At 53.7% G+C, this 20111-nt stretch carries 14 protein-coding genes and 4 tRNA genes; 16 read left to right on the plus strand and 2 right to left on the minus strand.

What is annotated here, in order from left to right; all coding sequences use genetic code 11:
* Positions 1–58: 58 nt before the first annotated feature.
* Complete coding sequence (cmpA, locus tag ABE504_RS01635) at positions 59–220, minus strand: cortex morphogenetic protein CmpA (protein WP_126142772.1); 162 nt, start codon at positions 218–220, stop codon at positions 59–61.
* A gap of 83 nt (positions 221–303) precedes the next feature.
* On the minus strand, positions 304–657 hold the full coding sequence (locus ABE504_RS01640; RefSeq protein WP_430083555.1) for a hydrolase/acyltransferase: 354 nt from the start codon (positions 655–657) through the stop codon (positions 304–306).
* A 116-nt stretch (positions 658–773) separates the two neighbouring features.
* Between ABE504_RS01640 and ABE504_RS01645 the strand changes: the two genes are divergently transcribed.
* The 16 genes from ABE504_RS01645 to ABE504_RS01720 all read left to right on the plus strand — a co-directional run bounded on the left by ABE504_RS01645 (position 774) and on the right by ABE504_RS01720 (position 20105).
* Complete coding sequence (locus ABE504_RS01645; RefSeq protein WP_430083558.1) at positions 774–1247, plus strand: SprT family protein; 474 nt, start codon at positions 774–776, stop codon at positions 1245–1247.
* A 19-nt stretch (positions 1248–1266) separates the two neighbouring features.
* Positions 1267–1342: transfer RNA gene (locus tag ABE504_RS01650), tRNA-Asn, on the plus strand.
* A 5-nt stretch (positions 1343–1347) separates the two neighbouring features.
* Positions 1348–1435, plus strand: a tRNA-Ser gene (locus tag ABE504_RS01655).
* 180 nt (positions 1436–1615) lie between these two features.
* A complete protein-coding gene (locus tag ABE504_RS01660; RefSeq protein ID WP_430083560.1) occupies positions 1616–3358 on the plus strand; it encodes a methyl-accepting chemotaxis protein in 1743 nt (580 codons plus the stop codon).
* Positions 3359–3539: 181 nt separating this feature from the next.
* A tRNA-Glu gene (locus tag ABE504_RS01665) sits at positions 3540–3611 on the plus strand.
* Between the two features lie 16 nt (positions 3612–3627).
* Positions 3628–3709 (plus strand) — tRNA-Leu (locus ABE504_RS01670).
* A gap of 121 nt (positions 3710–3830) precedes the next feature.
* The gene (locus ABE504_RS01675; protein WP_430083563.1) at positions 3831–5603 is read left to right on the plus strand and encodes a sensor histidine kinase; all 1773 of its coding nucleotides are present in this window, start codon (positions 3831–3833) and stop codon (positions 5601–5603) included.
* Positions 5578–7185, plus strand: coding sequence for a response regulator transcription factor (locus tag ABE504_RS01680; RefSeq protein WP_430083566.1), 1608 nt, complete (start codon positions 5578–5580; stop codon positions 7183–7185). The genes ABE504_RS01675 and ABE504_RS01680 overlap by 26 nt, the downstream gene beginning before the upstream one ends.
* Positions 7186–7343: 158 nt before the next feature.
* On the plus strand, positions 7344–8294 hold the full coding sequence (locus tag ABE504_RS01685; RefSeq protein ID WP_430083569.1) for an ABC transporter permease: 951 nt from the start codon (positions 7344–7346) through the stop codon (positions 8292–8294).
* A gap of 14 nt (positions 8295–8308) precedes the next feature.
* On the plus strand, positions 8309–9283 hold the full coding sequence (locus ABE504_RS01690; protein ID WP_430083572.1) for a carbohydrate ABC transporter permease: 975 nt from the start codon (positions 8309–8311) through the stop codon (positions 9281–9283).
* Positions 9284–9356: 73 nt separating this feature from the next.
* Positions 9357–10910 carry an ABC transporter substrate-binding protein gene (locus ABE504_RS01695; protein ID WP_430083574.1) on the plus strand — a complete coding sequence of 518 codons (1554 nt, stop codon included), beginning with the start codon at positions 9357–9359 and terminating at the stop codon, positions 10908–10910.
* Positions 10911–10981: 71 nt separating this feature from the next.
* A complete protein-coding gene (locus ABE504_RS01700; RefSeq protein ID WP_430083577.1) occupies positions 10982–11764 on the plus strand; it encodes a Nif3-like dinuclear metal center hexameric protein in 783 nt (260 codons plus the stop codon).
* A gap of 48 nt (positions 11765–11812) precedes the next feature.
* Positions 11813–13054: a CynX/NimT family MFS transporter gene (locus ABE504_RS01705; protein ID WP_430083579.1), complete on the plus strand. Its 1242-nt coding sequence runs from the start codon at positions 11813–11815 to the stop codon at positions 13052–13054.
* 107 nt (positions 13055–13161) lie between these two features.
* Positions 13162–14253: a peptidylprolyl isomerase gene (locus ABE504_RS01710; protein ID WP_430083582.1), complete on the plus strand. Its 1092-nt coding sequence runs from the start codon at positions 13162–13164 to the stop codon at positions 14251–14253.
* Positions 14254–14281: 28 nt separating this feature from the next.
* Positions 14282–17203: a sugar-binding protein gene (locus tag ABE504_RS01715; RefSeq protein ID WP_430083584.1), complete on the plus strand. Its 2922-nt coding sequence runs from the start codon at positions 14282–14284 to the stop codon at positions 17201–17203.
* A gap of 13 nt (positions 17204–17216) precedes the next feature.
* Entirely contained in the window at positions 17217–20105 is a 2889-nt protein-coding gene (locus ABE504_RS01720; RefSeq protein ID WP_430083586.1) for a fibronectin type III domain-containing protein, read from the plus strand.
* The last annotated feature ends 6 nt before the right edge of the window (positions 20106–20111 follow it).

Raw genomic sequence — 20111 nt, forward strand, 5'->3', positions numbered from 1 at the left:
ATGTTTGAGGATTGTCAACGGTTTTTTTACAAATGTTTACAAGATATGAGGCGAAACGCTAAAATTTCCGTTTCCCGGGTCCATCGGACTGCGAATCCGGCCATTCCTCTTGCGAGCGGCGTGTGCGGTAAAAGAACCAACTTTCATTGAGCAGACGGATTTGTCTGCGATTTTTGCTCTGGAAGGCACGCATTAATTGATTACAAAGCCATTGAGGCATATGCCCATCCCCTTCTTCACCATATCTTATAGCATATGAAGGGGGGCGGCTTTGGGTGCAGGTCCCTTTGTCGGCAGGAGAGCCTATGCTTCAAATTCCTCTTCGTACCACTGTTCAAGCTGGGCTTGCAGCGCACGAATTTCGGTCAGAAGCGATACCAGCGGGTACGATTTCTCTTGGATGGCAGCGAAGCTTTGCTCCAAGCGGTTCAAATAATCGAGTCCTTGAACCAGTGTGTAGGTGGTACCGACCAGCTCCAGATCGTCACATTCCGCGATTACACGAGGCAGCAGTGGGACGTGATCGGCAGTTAATTTGTCGAGTTCCTTGTGCAGACGTTGATTGAGCGCGGTAAGCTGATAAGAATAAGAAGAAGGCATAGCCACAAATTCAAGCTGGTTGTCGAGCTGTAGAATTGCATAGCGCATTTTCGGCATAAGAGGAGGTCAGATCCTTTCTTTCACTGTCTTTCGAGCTTCTTTTCTACTTGACAGTATAGCGGTACATACGGTACAAATTCAAGTGAGACTTGTAGAGCGGGAGTGTAAGGTGTATGGATGACGGAGAACTGCAGGCATGGATAGAGCAGGTTTCGCTCACATCGTTCGGCAGGCCGTTCCTGCATCGGGCGCGGTTTAATCGTAGACTGACGTCGACAGGCGGGCGTTATTTTATGAAATCCCATGACATCGAAATTTCCTGGCTGCAATGGGAGACGTACGGTCGCGAGGAAACGGAGAAAATCATTAAGCATGAGCTGTGCCATTACCATTTGCATTTGCTGAAGCGGGGATACAAGCATCGGGATTTGGATTTTAAAACATTGCTGGCCCAGGTCGGGGGCTCCCGGTACTGTCAATCCTTGCCGCAGGCGAGGCCGAAGCAGGCTTACAAATACAAGCTGGTGTGCGCGGACTGCCGGACCGAATATTTGCGCAAACGAAAAGTCGATGTCCGCAAATATGCGTGCGGCAAATGCAGGGGGAAACTGAAATCGTATCCACTTGACTTCACGAAGCCTTCATAATACAATAAAACTTGTCCATTCCCTGATAGCTCAGTTGGTAGAGCACTCGACTGTTAATCGAGTTGTCACAGGTTCGAGTCCTGTTCGGGGAGCCAATCATGGAGAGATACCCAAGTGGCTCAAGGGGACCCTCTGCTAAGGGGTTAGACTGCGTAAGCGGTGCGAGGGTTCGAATCCCTCTCTCTCCGTAAGTGAAATAAGTCCAACGGCATATTGCTGTTGGGCTTATTTTTTTGTCGGTTATGTCGGTTATTCGGTTTTTAGTTGTTTTCCAAAATTTACATAAAAGTTTTCTAACAAATTTCTAACAACGATTAAATGATTGTCCGATATATTGAAAATAAAACATCTATATGGGGGAACTCGCTGTGGCTCAATTGTTATCCGTACGCCTGCGCTTGATTTTATTGCTTTTAATTCCATCTTTGATGTATGTGTTCACAAGTGTGTATATGCTTCAAGTGAATCATTCCACGACGGATTCGTTGAAATCTTCGTTGTATGAAACCGCGGACCGCAGCCTTTCCTTGATCCTCAACGCGGATCGCGACATGTATCAAGCCTTGACGGCTTATCAACTGTTGGTATCGGGCACGCTAAGTGCTGAGGAGAAGGCGACTCAGTTGAAAGCGCTGCAAGAAAACATTGAGCAAACGAATACAAGGGTTGGGCAAGCTGTTGCGATTTTAAAAGAAAAACAGCTGCTGCAAACGGCTCATGCGGAGACGAACACGACGATTGAGCAAAATGCGGCTGACTTTCAGGTTTCTTTTGACCAGTGGGTGAAGGAAGCGAACGGCGTCGTACAAAGCGGTGCAGTTGGCAAAGGGATTGTGAATGATCCTAAGCTTATGGCTGTTTTCGACAAAGGGCGAGGCCCTCTAAACCGGATCGGCGAAATCTTGGATGCGGATGCGCTCCGCAGCATAACGGATATTGAAGCCCAGAACGACAAAACGGCGCGCGGCGTTTATATCGGTGTTGCCGTTGTGGTTATCATTTTGCTGCTATCTGGCGGAATTGTCATCCGGAAAATCATGCGGACTGTCAGACGTATTCTGGATGTTACGGGTAAAATTGCTGCAGGCGACCTGCGTATCGAGCCGCAGCAAACGTATGCGCGAGACGAATTCGGTCAAATTGCCCAAGCGATTGATCTCATGCTGAACAATATGAAAAGCTTGATCGGAACGATTGCCCAGCATACGCAATATGTGCATGATGCTTCGAATGATTTGTCCGACAGCTCGAAGGAATCTGCACGGGCAGCCGAGCATGTTGCTGCGAACATCCAGGAGATGGCGCAGGATGTTGAAGTCCAGGCAAGAAGCAGCGAGGAGACGAGCCGCGCGATTGAGGAGATGGCGATCGGCATTCAACGCGTTGCGGAAAATGCCAGTGTCATGTCGGATCACTCCACCTATACATCGGAGCACGCAGGGCTCGGTCATACGATGCTGGCGAAGCTCCAGGAGCAGATTGTGAATATGCTAAATGCGGTCGAGCAGTTGTCCGGCACCGTGCAGTCGCTTACACGCAAGTCCGATCAAATTGGTGAGATTGCTTCGAGTATTACGTCGTTTGCAAATCAGACGAATATTCTTTCGTTGAATGCCTCGATAGAAGCTGCAAGGGCCGGGGAGCATGGCAAAGGGTTCAGCGTCGTGGCGAACGAAATTCGCAAGCTGGCCTCTCAGTCGCTGGAATCGGCGGATACGATTAATCAGCTGATAGACGAGACGCGGGTGGAAATCGCCAGTGTGTCGTCGTCGATGGCTCAGACGCTGCAAGAGGCGGGCGAAGGTTCGCGATTGATGGCGGAAGTGAATCAAAGCTTCGACACCATTCACAGCTCGGTTAACCAGATCGTGACGCAAATTCATGAGACGTCCGCGATTACGCAGCAGATGTCGGCGAGCTCTGAGGAGATCTCGGCGACGATGGACCATGCGGCAGCCGGTTCTTCGCAGATGATGACGAAGTCGCAATCCGTAGCGGCGGCAACGGAAGAGCAGCTGGCGATGATGGAGAACATTGCCGCGGCGTCCGAGCAGCTGCGCACGGTTGTGGATGCGTTGACCGGAGCTGTGGCGGCATTTAAAATCAAGTAACGGTTGGCCGAACATGTCGGCTGATCCGGAAATGAAGGCAGATGCAGGGGCCGCTTGTCGGTCGCTGCATCCTGTTTTTGACGATTCATTTTTTTTGCGCGCAAGGGTTGTCATTTATTCATAAATGCAGTATAATCATTTTTGTCGTCCAAGCGGGCTAACAGCTTTAAGTTGATATTATGGCCCGTTGGTCAAGTGGTTAAGACACCTCCCTTTCACGGAGGTAACAGGGGTTCGAGTCCCCTACGGGTCACTTTTTTTACTCTCTTGCGGTCGTGGTGGAACGGCAGACACACCATCTTGAGGGGGTGGCGCTCACAAGGCGTGAGGGTTCAAATCCCTCCGACCGCATCCCAACGAAACCTGAATTCCTATTAAGGAATTCAGGTTTTTTTATTTTCCGAATTGACGAATCCCCGGAACAGCATGCATGATATGATCATATCGAGAAAAATCGACGGGTGGAATGCGAATGAAAAAACCGGCTCTTCGAATCAAATTGATTAGCAGTTTCCTAATGATCATAACACCGATGGCTTTATTTTTATTTTATGAAAACTACTATGCCATCAAAGTCGTCCGCGAAGAAGTGTCACAGTCGACGAGCAAGGCGCTGGCCGTGCATATTGGTCAGATTGATCGCACACTCGAGGAAATTACGCATTATCTCCTGCGGCAGATCGTCACGCCGGATACGCAATCCTCCTATTTGGCGATGGCGGCTCTGCCGGAAACGAATGGTGATTACACGCTGGCCAAAATCAAAGTCCATAACGATCTGACGGCGTGGAGCGGGGCGTTCGAAAATTTCTATTCCTTTTTCACCTATGCGGCGGATAAAGATGATTTTATTTTTTCGCGATCCTCCTACGCCGATACGACCAACCTGAAAACCATTCTGGAGACTTATTTGCAGCAGGTCGGACAAGTATTCGGGGATTGGACGGTGCTGAACCAAAGCGAGGACGCCTATCTCGTCCGTGTCGCGAAAGCGAATAACGGCGTCTACATCGGGGCTGTGCTTCGGCTGGAAGACTTGCTGCAGCCGCTGCGCGCGCTCGATTATGGGAGCAGCTGGGAGGCGATTCTGCTCGACGCGACAGGAAATCCGTTGACGAAGTCGGCGCTGTCTAATGTGACGATGATCGCCGCGAGCCAGAAGCTGCTTGCTAATCCAAAAGCGTTCCAACTGTTTGAAGGTCCTACGGACGGGACGGACTATCTGCTCGTCTCCACGCCGTTCCAGCAGGCGCCGCTTAGCTTGGCGGCGATGATCCCGGAGAAGTCGCTGCTGCAGCAGCTGCCCTTTTTCCAGCGCGTGATTTATCTGATTCCGCTGGGCGTAGTCATTCTTTTTTACTTCTACTCCTTCTACCTGCGCAAAATGCTGTTTGGCCCCATGAACCGGTTGATTCTAGGCATGCGGCGGGTCGTCAAGGGCGATATGGACATCGGCGTCAAGGAAGCGGATACTGAGGAGCTGAACTTCCTCATTACGACGTTCAATCACATGGTGTCGCAGATCAGCCATTTGAAAATTAACGTCTACGAAGAGATGCTGAAAGCGCAGCAATCGGAATTCAAGCATTTGCAGGCGCAGATTAATCCGCACTTTTATCTGAATTCTTTGAATATTATTAACAGCCTGTCCACGCTCGGGGAAAATGAACTGATTAAGAAAATGACGGAGCATCTTGCGGAGTATTTCCGGTTCATCACAAGATCTCATCGGGATACGATTACGCTCACCGAAGAGATGCGGCACATTCGCAATTACCTTGAGATCCAGATGGTTCGGTTTCCGGAAAAACTGTCGTACGACATTCATGTGCAAGAGCAGCTAGCAGGTACGTCGATTCTGCCGTTAATGATTCAACCGTTTGTCGAAAACGCTGTCATTCACGGCATGGAAGAGGGCAGCGCCCCGTTCCATATTGCGATTACCGCAGGTGTACTTCCTGACATGCCCGACCGCATGGAAGTGCTGATCCAGGATAACGGGCGGGGCTTTCCACCTGCGACGCTCACGAGGTTTAACCGTCAAGATTTTGGCGATGAGACGGGAGCTCACATGGGCGTTCAAAATGTATTCCGGCGCATGCGGATGGTATTCGGAAATGAGGCGGAGCTTTCGTTTGCGCTGGAAGCTCCGCATGGCGCGGTGGTGCGGCTTGTGCTGCCCGCGAGCGGCGCCTTAAGCGAAATGGAGGAGGATGACCATGCTAAAGCTGCTGATTGTCGATGATGAAATCTACGTATTGCGCGCGATGCGGAAGTCTATTGATTTTGCTGCGCTCGGGTTTGACGAGGTGCATCAGGCGATGGGGGCGAAGGAAGCGATGAGCATTCTGCAGACGCAGGCCATCGATCTGATTATTTGCGATATTGAGATGCCGGGTATGAACGGGCTAGATCTGATTGAGTGGGTCAACGAGCATACGCCGGAGGTGGAGACGATCTTCCTGACGGGCCATGCCGAATTTGCGTATGCGAAAAGAGCAGTCCAGTTGGGCAGCTTCGAATATTTACTGAAGCCGGTCAAGCCGGAGGAGCTGACGGCCACGATTCAGCTGGCGATTGACAAAATCGAGAAGGACCGCGCCGCAGCAGGGCTGCTGGAAACGAGCAAGAAGTACCAGACCTTGTGGGAGCTTCAGAAGGCGGTCGTCGTCGAACGCTTCTGGCAAAATCTGCTGTCGGGGCGGATCGTGCCTGGCGAGGAGAATATGCGGGCGGTCAATCTGCCGATCCACCCGCACTCGCAGATCCTGCCGATCCTCCTCAGCATCGAGCAGTGGCATAAGGAATTCTCGCTGCGCGACGAGGACACGCTGGAGTATGCGATCCGTAATGCAGCGGCTGAACTGCTGTTGGGGGACTACGCCGGCGGCATCATCAAGGACGAGAACGGCATCCTGTTTGCGCTCGTCTACGAAACGTCAGGGCGATTGCCGGACCCTGCTGCGCTGGCTGAAGCGTGCCGGGCGTTCGCCGACGCCTGCAACCGCTATTTTTACTGTACGGTGTCCTGCTATATCGGGCATATGGTGCCGATCCATTCGCTCACTGAAGTCGTCCACCGTCTGATTGAATTGGAGCAGGAGAACTTGTCCAGTCCGCTCTCCGTCCAACAGCTGCGGCAGCCTGCCCTGCAAGGAAACCGCAATAAGACGCCGCTGTCCATCCCCTGGTCGGATTGGGTCGTGCTGTTTGAGTCCGGCAACAAAGCGGAGCTCCTGAAGCGCCTCAACCAGCTGTTCGCGGAGATGCAGGAGGCACAGGCGGATACGGAATCGGCCAGCGCGCTCTATCACGCGTTAACGTATATGATGTACCACGTCGCACATAAGAACGGGCTCTCGGTGAAAGAATGGTCGGGGCTGCGGGAACGAAGCGGGGAACTGGCCGCCATTCGCTCCATTCCCCAGCTGAAAGCGTGGGCGGAGAAGCTAATCGATACAGGCTCGCGGTATTTGGACAATCAGCGGAACGAATGCTCGCTCATTATCGAGAAGACGAAGATGTACATCAAGGCGAATCTCAAAGACGTGACGCGCGAGAAAGCGGCGAACTATATCTATCTCAATTCGGCGTATTTATCACGGATTTTTAAGCGGGAGACGGGGCAATCGCTCATTGATTTTATCATTCAGGCCAAGATGGACCGGGCAAAAATCCTGCTGACGGAGTCCAATCTGAAGATTGTGGACGTGTGTGAGGAGATCGGGTACGAGAATTACTCGCACTTCGGGCAAGCTTTTAAGAAAAAGGTCGGCATATCGCCCTTGGAGTATCGCAAGCGGTTCCAGAGCCTGGATATTACTTGACCTGACCGCAGGGAGCAGCAAAGAGGCATAGCTTAACGGCTGTGCTTTTTTTGCAAGCAGTCACAAAAACGAGGAAAGTGTCACGCCACCCGATAGAGGGGATCGCCAAACGAAGCTATACTTAACCTATAGCAACCAACGTGAAAGGTGTGACACGCATGGCAATAACCAAACCCAAGCCGCAGAACGCGATGCTGAGATTCATCCGCAACGTGCGCAAAGATAAAGCGCTGCTCCTGCTCCTGCTGCCCGGGGTGCTTTATCTCATTCTCAACAACTATCTCCCGATGTTCGGTGTCGTCATTGCTTTCAAGCATGTCGACTACTCCAAAGGGATTCTCGGAAGCGACTGGGTCGGGCTGGACAATTTCCAGTTTCTGTTCAGTACGAAAGACGCCTGGATCATTACCCGGAATACGGTGCTGTACAATGCGCTGTTTATTGTGCTGAATCTGGTCGTGGCCGTGGCGTTTGCGATTGCGCTGAATGAGCTGCGGGCGCGTTTGGCGGCGCGATTTTATCAGAGTGTGATGTTTCTCCCGCACTTCTTGTCCATGATCGTCGTCAGCTATCTGGGTTATTCCCTGCTGAACAGCGAGTATGGTTTCATTAACAAAACGGTGCTGGAGCCGCTCGGGTTCCCTGCCGTATCGTGGTACAGCGAGTCGAAGCTTTGGCCGTTTATTCTCCCGCTTGTCAATCTGTGGAAGCATGTCGGGTACCTCAGCATCGTGTATCTGGCGGCGATCATCGGCATCGACAACGAGTATTACGAAGCAGCCCACATCGACGGCGCGAGCAAATGGCAGCAGATTACGCGCATAACGGTGCCGCTCATCCGTCCCGTGCTGATTGTGATGACGCTGCTGCAAGTCGGTAAAATTTTCAACTCGGATTTCGGCTTGTTCTATCAAGTGCCGCTGGATTCCGGAGCACTCTACAATACTACGCAGGTCATCGATACGTATGTGTATCGCGCGCTGCTTACGCTCGGCGACATCGGAATGTCCTCGGCAGCCGGTTTATATCAAGCTTTGGTGGGGTTTGTGCTCGTCATGACCACGAATTATGTGGTTCGCAAAATTGATAAAGAGAACGCATTGTTCTAGAAGGAGGAGCTGCTATGAAGGAATCTGTGACCACTGTGGCTGTGTCGCCGCAAGCTCCTCCTCAGGAGCATAAGCTTCCGCTGATAAGGCGAAAACGCGAAATCAACTCGATTAAAACGCCGACGGAAATTGCTCTGCATCTATTTTTCCTGCTGTTCTCGGCGGCCTGCGTCTTCCCGGTGCTCGTTGTGCTTGGCGTCTCCCTAACCGATCAGGATACGATTTATCTTTACGGCTACAACGTGATTCCTCGGGTATTCAGCTGGTCGGCCTACGCTTACTTGCTGCGCGACATCGGGCCGATCATAGACGCGTATCTTGTCTCCATCTTCGTCACGGTATTCGGCACGATCGTTGCCCTCATGATTACGGCGTTAGTGGCGTACCCGCTGTCCAGGCGAGACTTCTCGTTTCGAAGCTTTTTCTCCTTCTTTTTCTTCTTCACCATGATTTTCGGCGGCGGCTTGGTGCCTTGGTACTTGGTCTACACGAATTTCATCGACCTTCGGGACTCCATCTGGGGCTTGATTGTTCCGAATCATTTGCTAAGCGCGTTCTATGTGATCATTATGCGGACGTTTTTTACGAGCAGCATTCATCCGTCCATTCTGGAGTCCGCCAAAATTGACGGAGCCGGCGAGATTCGCATTTTTACACGCATTGTACTGCCGTTATCGTTGCCGGTACTGGCAACCATCGGTCTTTTCTATACGCTGAGCTATTGGAACGATTGGTTTAATTCCCTGGTATTCATGAATTCAGATAAACTCATCTCGATCCAATATTTGATGTATAAGGCGATGAGAAACTTGCAGTACTTGAATACGATCGCTGCAGTAAGCGGGTTTGGCGATCAGACGGCTAAACTTCCGAGCGAGACAGCCCGGATGGCGATGGCGATTATCGGGATGGGGCCGATCGTGCTGGCGTATCCTTTTTTCCAGAAATATTTCGTAAAAGGCTTAACGGTCGGCGCTGTAAAAGGGTAGGCTTCATCCGGCCCTCGCGCCGGTCGAGCATAGAGCATGTTCGCAACAATTAACTAAATGGAGGGTTAAAAAGATGAAATCAATCCGCAGTCGAATTGGCGCTGCGTTAGGGCTTACCCTAACCGCGAGCCTTGTGCTCAGCGCCTGCTCCTCAAGCTCGGAAAGCACCAGCAGCCCCGCACCCGCTGCAAGTACAAGTCCGGCGGCTTCTACCGCCGCCCAGCCCAAGCTGGATCCGTACACGATCAAGATGTTCGTGCCCGGCGTTCCACAGAAGGATCAGGAGTTGATTAACGCCGAGGTCAGTAAGTATTTGAAAGACAAGATCAACGTGACACTCGATATGCAGGTCATTGATTGGGGCAGCTGGGCGGACAAAATGAACCTGAAATACGCGTCTAACGAAGTGTTCGATATTACGTGGACGACGTCATGGGACAACTGGCCTGGCAAAATCCAGAACAAGTCGATCATTCCGCTGGATGACTTGATGGCCAAATATGGGCAAGATGCGCTGAAAATTGTGAATCCGAAGGTGCTGAACGGTATCAAGTATAACGGGGTCACGTATGGCATGCCGACGAATAAAGAATTTGCCGCCAATAAAGGGTTCCTGGTGCGCAAGGATTTAGTCGATAAGTATAAGTTCGACCTCAGCACGGTGAAAAAACCGGAAGATATGGAACCGTTCTTCGACGTGATCAAGAAGAATGAGACGGGCATGATTCCGTTCCTGAGCGGCAAGACGAACGGACTGTTCATCGCTTTGCAGGAAGGCATGTTCGTTTCGGCGAGTTCCAGTGCGACGAATCTCGGGGTGATGGATCGTGCGACGAAGGATTTGAAATTAATCGATCTCTACAGCGATCCGCGTTACATGGATATGCTCAAGCTGGCGAACAAATGGTATAAAGCCGGATATATTAACAAAGACGCTGCGACCCTGACTGATTTTGCCGGCACGTATCGTTCGGGTAAAGTATTTGCCTTCCCGGAGACGCTGAAACCTGGAAAAGATTTGGAAGTGACGCAGGCCACTGGTCTGCCATGGGTGCAAGTTGAGTTAACGAAGCCGCTGATCACGACGGGCAGTACGCTCGGCAACATGCTGTCGATTTCCCGCACCTCCAAAAATCCGGAGCGTGTCATGATGTTCCTGAACTTGTTGTACACAGACAAAACGCTGCTCAATATGATTGCATTCGGGCTTGAAGGCAAGCACTTCGTGAAGAAAGATGAGAACACGATTGACTTCCCGCCGGGCATGACAGCGCAAACGTCCGGATACTCCCTTGGCGCACCTTACATGTTCGGTAACCAGTTTATTGACTACCTCTGGACGAACGAAGATCCGAAGAAATGGGAGAAATACAATAAGTTTAATGCGGATGCGGATGAAGCGAAAGGAATTGGCTTTATTTTCAACAACGAGAATGTTAAAAACGAAATCAGTGCTTACACTAACGCCCTCGCCGAGTTCTATCCGGGTCTGATCACAGGCACCCTGGATCCAGTAGAGTACTTGCCGAAAATGGTGGAAAAACTGAAGGCAGCCGGTATGGAAAAAATCAACGCCGAGGTGCAAAAGCAGCTGGATGCTTGGGCTGCGGCGAACAACAAGAAGTAATACGCTGTTACAGGCGAAAGATGACGGCTCCGACTTGCTCGGGGCCGTTCCTTCTTGAGAGGAGAAACGTCATGATTACGGTGCAGACGATCATCGATAAGCTGACCGAGCCGGTCGGCGTTTTGAAAGAAACAACGGACCGGTTGATAGCCGGCGGCAGCGCTCGGGAGGTGCGGCGTGTGGCTGTCACGTTCAACTCATCCTATGCGAGTATTCGAAGCGCAGTGGACGGCGGGGCGGATTTGCTCATTACCCATGAGCCGACGTTTTATTCGCATCTTGATGAGACGGATTGGCTGCAAGGCGAAGCGATTTATGAACAGAAGCGAAAGTTGATTGAGGAGTCTGGCCTCGCGATCTATCGGTTTCACGATTACTGGCACCGTTACCAGCCGGATGGGATTCTGAGCGGTTTGTTGGCGGCTATGCGCTGGGAGACCTGCGCTAGGGCCCAGACGCCATTTGTTGTGGATGTGCTCAAGACCACGGTTCGTCAACTGGCGGACGACGTGAAGAGGAGGCTTGGTCTGCCGTCGATACAGCTGATCGGGAATCCGGAGCAAGCGGTATCAGTGGTGTGTCTCAGCCCCGGTATGGAAGGCGGGCGGAGGCAGATAGCGAAGCTGATGCGGGATGGCGTTGATCTGCTTATCGCAGGAGAAACGCTCTCGTGGGAAACGGAGGCGTATGTGCAGGATGCGCTGGATGTGGGGGCTTTGAAAGCGATGCTTGTGCTGGGCCATATGTCCAGTGAAGAGCCAGGGATGCGGGCGGTTGTCGATCTGTTGAGGGCGTTATTCCCTGAACTTGAAGCCTTCTTTGTGCCTGGCACATCCGGCGCTGTCTGGCTGTAGGGGCGCCTTGCATCTACGATAACTGGAAGAGCAGCAGGGGGAATTGGGATGTGGAAGTTGAGTAATAAAAACGTTGTCTTGGTGCTCGCAGTTATTTTTATCGCGACGAATCTGCGGGCGCCGCTTACGTCCGTGAGCCCGCTGCTGGAGTCGATGAGCCGCCAGCTCGGCATGTCGCATCCTTTAGCGGGGCTGTTAACGACGCTGCCCTTGATGGCATTCGCTGCGTTCTCGATCCTGTCGCCCCGCCTTTCAAACCGGTTCGGGCTGGAGCGGGTGATTCTGATCGCCCTCTTTGTGCTCTCGGCAGGGCTCTTGCTGCGCCCTTGGTTCGGGGTGAGCCAGCTGCTGGTTGGCACGCTGCTCGCCGGGGTCGGCATCGCTGTCTGCAACGTGCTGCTGCCGGTGCTGATCAACCGGTATTTTCCCAAGCGGCTGGGCCTGATGACGGGCACGTACACGGTAGCCATGAATTTGATCGGCTCGGTCGCGTCAGCCTTGAGCATTCCAATCGCCCGTTCGATGGGCCTCGGATGGGAGCGAACGCTCGCGCTGTGGGGCTTTCTCGCTTTATTTACAGCTTGTTATTGGCTGTTGTGTCAGAGGCTCCGGGTTCAAGTCCCTGCAAGCGGCAAGAAAGAAGCGTCTGGTTCACGGCGGCTTGGGCTCTGGCGGCACCTGCTCAGTTGGCAGATGACACTGTACCTGGGCTTGCAATCGTTTATGTTTTTTATTGTTATGGCGTGGCTGCCGGATATTGCCGCTGAGCGGGGCATTGGCGCCGGTACGTCCGGTATCATGGTCGGCTTGATGCAGTTTTGCGGGCTGCCGTTTAACTTTGTGATGCCGCTCCTGGCGGCCAAGGTCAAGGATCAGCGCTGGCTGGCCATGATGGCGGCGTTCATGTCCTTAGCAGGCGTCCTTTGCTTGTTCATGGACAGCGCCGTGCTGCTTGGGCTGGGCGGTGCGCTGATCGGCAGTGCGGCGGCTTCCGCCTTCAGCTTGTCGATGATGTTCTTCAATCTGCGGACGAACAGCGCCCGCCAAGCGTCCGAAATGTCCGGCATGGCTCAGTCCATCGGGTACACGCTGGCCTGCACAGGCCCGGCCTTATTCGGCTGGCTGCACGATGTCAGCGGAGGCTGGAACATGCCGCTCTGCGTGCTGCTGGCGGCGGTGGCTGTCTTTACCTGGGCAGGGCTGGGCGCAGGTCGGAACGTGAAGCTGCCTGAGGCGCAGGCAAGCGAGGCATCGATGGCTGGATCGGGTGAGAAATCCATGTACTCTTGAAAAGGTTACAAATTCGATAGTTTTGTCATGAAACCCTATAGCTGGAGCAAAGTCGATCTTGTTACGATGTGAGTGCATTGTAACCGTTATCGAGAGGAGCGACCGTGGTGCAGATCAGTAAGCTGTGGAAAGGGAGACCGTTGCAGGCTTGGGGAGGCGTGATCGTCATAGCGACGCTGGTCCTATCAGGCTGCATGAAGCTTCAGGCTCAAGGCAATCCGGATAGCGCCGGCGTTGCTGTCGTTAACGGACAGATCGTGGAGGCGAGAGAATTTGCCGCTGCGTTGAGCGGAGAACGCTCGAAGACCTACGCCTACTTCCAGGATAAGTACGGTGCGGAGGACAGTCCTTCATTTTGGAATCAGAATTATCAAGGGGAGGTGCCGCTGGCCAAAATCGAGCAAGACGTCCTGCAGAAAGTGGTCAGAACGAAGGTGCAGCAGGCGCTGGGCGTTCAGCTCGGTGTGCTGCAGGATGCTAGCTACAGCGCGTTTTTGCGGGAGCTGGCGCAGGAGAATGCGCGCAGACAAAAGGAGGTGAATAGCGGCAGACCGGTGTACGGGCCGAAGCAGCTGACGGAAAAAGCTTTTTACGAGATGCGGCAGTCCGAGCTGCTGGACGATTTGAAGATGAAGCTAAGCGGCGGGGCAGCAGTTAGCGAAGCTGATATTCAGGCTTTTTACGACAAGAACAGCAGTATGTTTGTCCGGGCGGGAACGGTGCATGTGAAGATGATCTCGACCGTGACGACGGGTGGCGGCGTGTCCAAGGAGGAAGCGAAGCGCAGCCTGCAAGCGATTGCAAGGCGCGTGGCGGCTGGGGAGGATTTTGCAGCGGTGACAGGTGATGTATGCCGTTCCCAATCTTCGAAGTACACCTGTAGGGAGCAGCAGTTCAGCAGCGACACCGCCAGAAAGGACACGCTGGCCAGTCCGCTTCTGACAACCGCTGTCAAGGAACTCGCCAAAGGGCAGCTCAGTGAAGTGTTCGAGGAACAGCAGGTGCTGACGTTGGTTCAATGTACAGATCGACTCATGGATACGCTGCTGCCGCTCACAGCGGTTAAAGATGCGATTGCGGCCAAGCTGAGCGACCAGGCGTTCGAACGCAGGCTGCAAGAGGAGGTCGACCGGGCGCAGTTGACTCTGAACAAGGAGGTGCTGGAGGCGGTTGAATCGCAAGTGCTCATGAGCAAGTAGAAATCTGAGAAGAAAATGAGGTGGCACAATGAGAAAAGGTATCGCAAAGTTAACGCTGGCGGCGCTGTTATTCGGTGTATGGTCGCCTGTGGGAATGCCGGCTGCGGAAGCGGCAAGCGTCACGGTCTTATCCGAGAATTTTGACAGTACGACGGTCGGGCAGGTTCCGTCCGGCTGGGTGGCAACAACGGGAGCGAATCTCGTCGGCGTTGCGGAAGAAACGGGAGGCAACCGATATTTAAGCACCTCGGAGACGAACAATTCGGTTCCGAATACGGCCAACTATGATTTTGCAGCACCCATCACCTCTTCGTTTAGCGTAGATTTGCGTGCGATGACTCAGCAGACGACTTCCTCGTATGAAGGGTATTTCCTCCTCTTGCGCGACAGCGCCGGTGATAAGGTGCTGGAGTTGTTGTTTAACGGAAGTACGATTTCACGCAGATACGGCAGCAACTTGAAGGCAACCGTGAAGTCCGGCATCGTCGCAAATCAATGGTACAACGTGCATGTAGATGTCGATATGGACGCCAAAACCTACAGTGTCACGATTGACGGTGTGCCGATTACTTCGGCAACGAATGTTGCGTTGTACAAGGCGGCAACCGAGGTGACGCAGTACGGATTTTCCTCGTATCGCTACCAGTCAGGCACTATGCGGGTAGACGATCTGGTTGTAAACAAAGAGTTCGTTGCGCCGCCGAATCAAGCGCCGACAGCGGTGTCGCTGAACGTGTACGGTACTCCGGCGCCGGGGCAGGTGCTGACAGGCGGCTATCTCTTCACAGATGCGGATGGGGACAGCGAAGCGGCGACGACTCTGCAATGGTACAGAGGAACGCTGGCTGATGGTTCGAATAAAACGGCGATTGCCGGGGCTGTCTCGCCAACTTACACGGTGGCGTCAGGGGATGCAGGCGGGTACGTCTGGTTTGAAGTGACTCCGGTCGCTGCGGCGGGCGTTCTGGTGGGCACGCCGGCACTGAGCGCGCCTGTGTATATCCCTGTGCAGGGGAATGTTGTGCCGTTCGATGGAACGGGCCGTTTTACAGATGAGTTGACACAGTGGAATTACGCGTTCCGAACGAACGGGGCTTCGATCTCCGGTGGCAGCGCGGTGGGCATTGGCGGCGATTTTGCCTATTATGCCGGTGCCAGTGATTTTAAGTCGCTAGCAATCGATGTAACGTATAACAAATGGGCGCTCAATTTTTCGCCGGCCGATGATTTGTCCGTATACGAAGCGTCGTATAATTCACAAACCGGCAGCCTGGTGGATGGCAAAAAAGTGACGCTTGTACGCAGGCTCCATCCGGAGCTGATGTCGGGTGTGCAGTATGTGAAAGCGACCTATGCGCTGGCGGAGCCTCTGACACCGGGCACCAAATATGTGCACGTGAAACTGCCGCAGGCCGGCTATTTCAGCGAGACGGGGGTTGCGGGCGATTTTAAAATCGACCTCATTAACTTCGAGAGCTCGCAATCCACTTCGGACGTGGCTGATGGCTATGTCATCGATCCTATGGCGGACTTCTCGATGTATGCAGCGGGAGGCGACACCAGTAATCTGCAAGCGGTGAACCTAACCGGCAACTTGTCGTCTATCCGGACGTTCGGCACGACGACGTATGTAAAGCGCATTAACACAAGCACGGCGACAACGGCGATGACGTATGCGGCGCCGAGCGGCAAGGATTTTAAATCGGCTTATATCGAAGGCTACTACTTCGCGAACCAGCCGAGCAGTCCTTCCTTTGAGCTGTGGACGTCAACCAATGGCACCGATTTTACCCAATACAACTTGTCCGGTATTTACAAACACCCTGCCTTTGGATCTTCCGCCAATAACAGCATTCCGGATGTGCTGCAGGCGAACTTTTTGCCGGATGGGGTGAAGTATGTCCGAGTGCGGCTTGTTGGCAATATCGGCAACGGTTTCCCTTATATAACGAAGCTGGCGTTTGGCTACGGAGAGGAAGTTGCGGTGCAGCCGGTGGATACGGACGTTACCATTAGACGGACATCTTCGAGCATCACCATCGACGGCGTTGTCGAGACGGATTCGAGCGGCAATCCGGCCGGGCAATGGGCGGGCAGCGAACGCATTCACATTGAAGGCGTTACAGATAACAACGGGGATCATCGGGGAGCGGATGTTTTCCTGAAATATGACGAGAAGAAGCTGTACATCGGAGCCAAGATCAAGGACCCGACCCCGATGGTGAATACCAAAACCGGAACCGGCATCTGGAATGGAGATGTCCTTGAAATTTTCTTCGGTGACGAGGATATGGATTACACCCAGCATCCGGATCTGATCGGCACGATGCTCTCGAGCGATCGCCAGCTTGTCCTTGGCAGCGGTACGGAGTACGGGTATCAGTCTTATTTGTACACGAATGGCGTGAACTCGAAGCCTTTAATTTTCATGGAGCTTGTTCGAGACACGGACGGCAAAGGTTATACGATGGAGGCGGCGGTACCGCTATATGCGCTGGGCATTGCCAATCCATGGTCAGGTAAAGCGCTGATCCTGAATGCCGTGCTCAGTGACGGCGGTTATGCGAGCCGGGGGCAGTGGGGCTGGACGACGAACGGTGAAGCGGCGAAAAAGGCCAGAGGCCAGTGGGGAAGCGTAAGCTTCGAGACCTCGACAGCACCGGCGGCGGAAATGACCTTGTCGGCCAGCTATAACGCCAGCACGCACGTAGTGACGGTGACGGGGCATACGTTGTCGGTCAACAACTCTTTTGTAACCTTGACTGTGAAGAATCCTGCGGGTGCGGTGAATTATCTCGCGCAGACGGTCAGCAATGGGTCCGGGAATTTCACGTTCAGCTACAGCTTGAGCGGCTCGGGAGCGGCGAACGGGACCTACACGGTGAAAGTCGGCGGCGCCGGCATCCAGGTTCCGCAGACCACGACCTTTGTTGTAAATAACGGCCAATAGGGGGAGGGTAACCATGAAACTCAAAGGAATAGGCAGGAGAATCGCTTCCATCGCGCTATCGGCTACGGTGCTGATGACAGCGTGGGTTGCGACTGTGCCGGGCGAGCGGGCGTATGCCGACAACACGACGTATTATGTGGATTCCGTTTCGGGCAGCGACAGCAATAATGGCACCAGCACCACGACCCCCTGGAAAACGCTGACGAAAGTGAATGCGAAAACCAACTATTTGCCGGGGGACCATATTTTATTCAAATCGGGAGGTACGTGGTCGGGCTCCTTGAAACTGAAAAGCTCGGGAGCTGCGGGCAATCCGATCGTTGTCGGCAAATACGGCGGCGATGCCCGGCCGGTCATCAATGCGAATGCGACCTATGCGGCGATCGATCTGGAAAACATCCAGTACATTACGCTTCAGGATCTGGAGCTGACGAACTTTAAGCCCGCTGATCCGGACGATTATTTGACCGGTTACTACCGGCGGAGCGGGATCTGGATCAAGGCGTTCCATAACGGTCCGATGAAAGATATTACGATTCGAAACATGGACATTCATGATGTCACAGGGATGAACTTGACCGGTGAAACGACGACGACAACGACGGATGGCAAGGATAAAGGCGTCAATAAAAACTCCAACGCCGGCATCCAAATCGAAGCGTGGGAGTGGGAAACGAACAAGCCGAAGGCTTATTACGACGGGTTGACGCTGGAAGACAACTACCTCCACGATATGTCGACGATGGGAATTACTATTGCGGCTTTCTCGTCCGATGTGACGTATTTTAACCGCAATGTGGCGGTTCGCGGAAATTCAATTCTCAATAACGGCGCGGACGGCATTGTCGTCGGCGCGACGAGCAACCCGCTGATTGAGCACAACGTCAGCCTGGATGCGGGTGCGTATGCACCAGGGATCAAGTGGATCGCCGGCATGTGGGTTTGGCGGACGGATCAGGCGCTGCTGCAGTTTAACGAAGTGGGGCGCGTCCATGCCGAGATTAAGTCGGATACGGACTCTGCGGCTTTTGATACCGACATTTCCGCTCGGGGCGATCACACGATTCAATATAACTATTCCCATGAGAATGAAGGCGGATTCTTCATGGACATGGGGCAGCTCAAGAACGGGAAAAACATCGTCCGCTACAACATCAGCCAGAACGACAAGCGCAACGGCTGGCACAGCTATACGATGAACATTAACGATCCGGGGCTCTTTTACAATAACGTCTTCTACAACGACCAGGGCATCGGGTTCCAAATGAAAAATAATGCCAACGCCACGTTTATGAACAATATTTTCTATGTAACGGGTACGAATCCGATCACGGAAACCTATGCGTCAGCACCTAGATTTCTCTATAATGCTTTTTACGGTCAGGCTGCGCCGGCGCAAGGCAAAAACAACATCGTTGGCGATCCCCGATTCGTCAATCCGGGCCAGGGGCTCGATGGCTTCAACACGCTCGACGGCTATAAATTGCGGTCCGATTCTCCGCTCATCGGCGCCGGCGCCGTGGTAGGGGATCATGGCGTCCGCGATTTCTGGAACAATCCGATCTATACGGGGCTGCCGGATATCGGGGCGTTCGAGGACCCGACAAGCACGGTCGACGATACGGTTGCGCCAAGTGCGCCGACGTCGGTTGCCGTCACGGGCAAGAGCGATACGACGGTATCGCTGGCTTGGACATCGCTGGAGAACGGCATTGAGCTCGATGCCGATGTTTACAATGCGGTGACGCATCAGGTCGTCGCGTCGGTTATTTCCGGCAACACCGTGACGGTGACGGGATTGGCGCCGGGAACAGCGTACAGCTTCTATGTGGTGGCGAAGGACCGGAAATGGAACGCCTCCGCACCGAGCGCGACTGTCTCCGCCACGACCATGACGGCGGTCACCGTCGACAATGCGCAAGCGGTTCGCACCGGCAGCTGGACAGCGGCAACCGGCGGGAATGCGCTGAATAACGATTATCACCGGATCGCTGCGGGGATCGGCGCGAATACCGTCAAGTGGATGCCGAATCTTCCGTACAGCGGCTACTATATGGTGTATTACTTCCTGCCGGACGGCTCAGCTTCCCGCGCAGGGAATGCCGGATACACCGTCAGCGGGGCTGGCGGTTCCAAGACGTACACCGTCGATCAGCGTGTGAAGGGTGGGGCTTGGGTGCCGCTTGGCATTCATCGCTTCAACCAGGGCACATCGGGCTACGTGCAGCTGAGCGATGCCGGCAATGGCGAGGTGGCGGCGGACTCCGTGAAGTTCGTGTACTTGCAGGACTTCGGGCTGGACGATGTCGTAAGCGTGCAATTGGCGACCGACAAGCTCCAATTGCGGACAGGGGCAACGGCGAAGTTCACCGTCTGGGGAACGGATAGTTTCGGTCAGCGGGTGGACTTGACTGCCGATAACGCAACGCTCGCGTACACGGTTGACGATGCCGGGATTGTGAATGTCGGCAGCGGCGTCATAACCGGTGTGAGCGACGGCATTACGCACTTCCACGCAGGCTTTACCTTCGGCGGCGTGACGCTGCAGAGCAATCCGGCGGAAGTGATCGTCGGCCCGCATGTCATCGTGGATGCGCCAGCGTTTACCGATGTGAGCGGCAGCGTGCTGACGTCGCTGGCCTCCGGCACGGTCAACGTGTCGACGCGCGTGGTCAATTCTTCGGAGACGCACATGAGCGCAGCTTTGATTGCCGCTCTGTACGGCCCGACGGGGCTCGTCGAGTACAAGACGCAAGAGGTTGTCGTGAACAAGTACGATAACCAAGCGCTGAGCGTTACTTTGACGGTGCCGGCAGTGCCTGCCGGGTACTCCATTAAAGCGTTCATCTGGGATAACGCGAACGATATGACGGCGTTAGCGGATGCGGTGACGCTGCAATAAGCGGTG

Source organism: Paenibacillus oryzisoli (genome assembly GCF_050467285.1).
In the GTDB taxonomy this organism is placed as follows: domain Bacteria; phylum Bacillota; class Bacilli; order Paenibacillales; family NBRC-103111; genus Paenibacillus_E; species Paenibacillus_E oryzisoli_A.

Excerpts from the sequence above, each read along its gene's own strand:
- cmpA (WP_126142772.1), bottom strand. The coding sequence starts at position 220 with ATGCCTCAATGGCTTTGTAATCAATTAATGCGTGCCTTCCAGAGCAAA.
- ABE504_RS01640 (WP_430083555.1), bottom strand. The coding sequence starts at position 657 with ATGCCGAAAATGCGCTATGCAATTCTACAGCTCGACAACCAGCTTGAA.
- ABE504_RS01645 (WP_430083558.1), top strand. The coding sequence starts at position 774 with ATGGATGACGGAGAACTGCAGGCATGGATAGAGCAGGTTTCGCTCACA.
- ABE504_RS01675 (WP_430083563.1), top strand. The coding sequence starts at position 3,831 with ATGAAAAAACCGGCTCTTCGAATCAAATTGATTAGCAGTTTCCTAATG.
- ABE504_RS01680 (WP_430083566.1), top strand. The coding sequence starts at position 5,578 with ATGCTAAAGCTGCTGATTGTCGATGATGAAATCTACGTATTGCGCGCG.
- ABE504_RS01685 (WP_430083569.1), top strand. The coding sequence starts at position 7,344 with ATGGCAATAACCAAACCCAAGCCGCAGAACGCGATGCTGAGATTCATC.
- ABE504_RS01690 (WP_430083572.1), top strand. The coding sequence starts at position 8,309 with ATGAAGGAATCTGTGACCACTGTGGCTGTGTCGCCGCAAGCTCCTCCT.
- ABE504_RS01695 (WP_430083574.1), top strand. The coding sequence starts at position 9,357 with ATGAAATCAATCCGCAGTCGAATTGGCGCTGCGTTAGGGCTTACCCTA.
- ABE504_RS01700 (WP_430083577.1), top strand. The coding sequence starts at position 10,982 with ATGATTACGGTGCAGACGATCATCGATAAGCTGACCGAGCCGGTCGGC.
- ABE504_RS01705 (WP_430083579.1), top strand. The coding sequence starts at position 11,813 with ATGTGGAAGTTGAGTAATAAAAACGTTGTCTTGGTGCTCGCAGTTATT.
- ABE504_RS01715 (WP_430083584.1), top strand. The coding sequence starts at position 14,282 with ATGAGAAAAGGTATCGCAAAGTTAACGCTGGCGGCGCTGTTATTCGGT.
- ABE504_RS01720 (WP_430083586.1), top strand. The coding sequence starts at position 17,217 with ATGAAACTCAAAGGAATAGGCAGGAGAATCGCTTCCATCGCGCTATCG.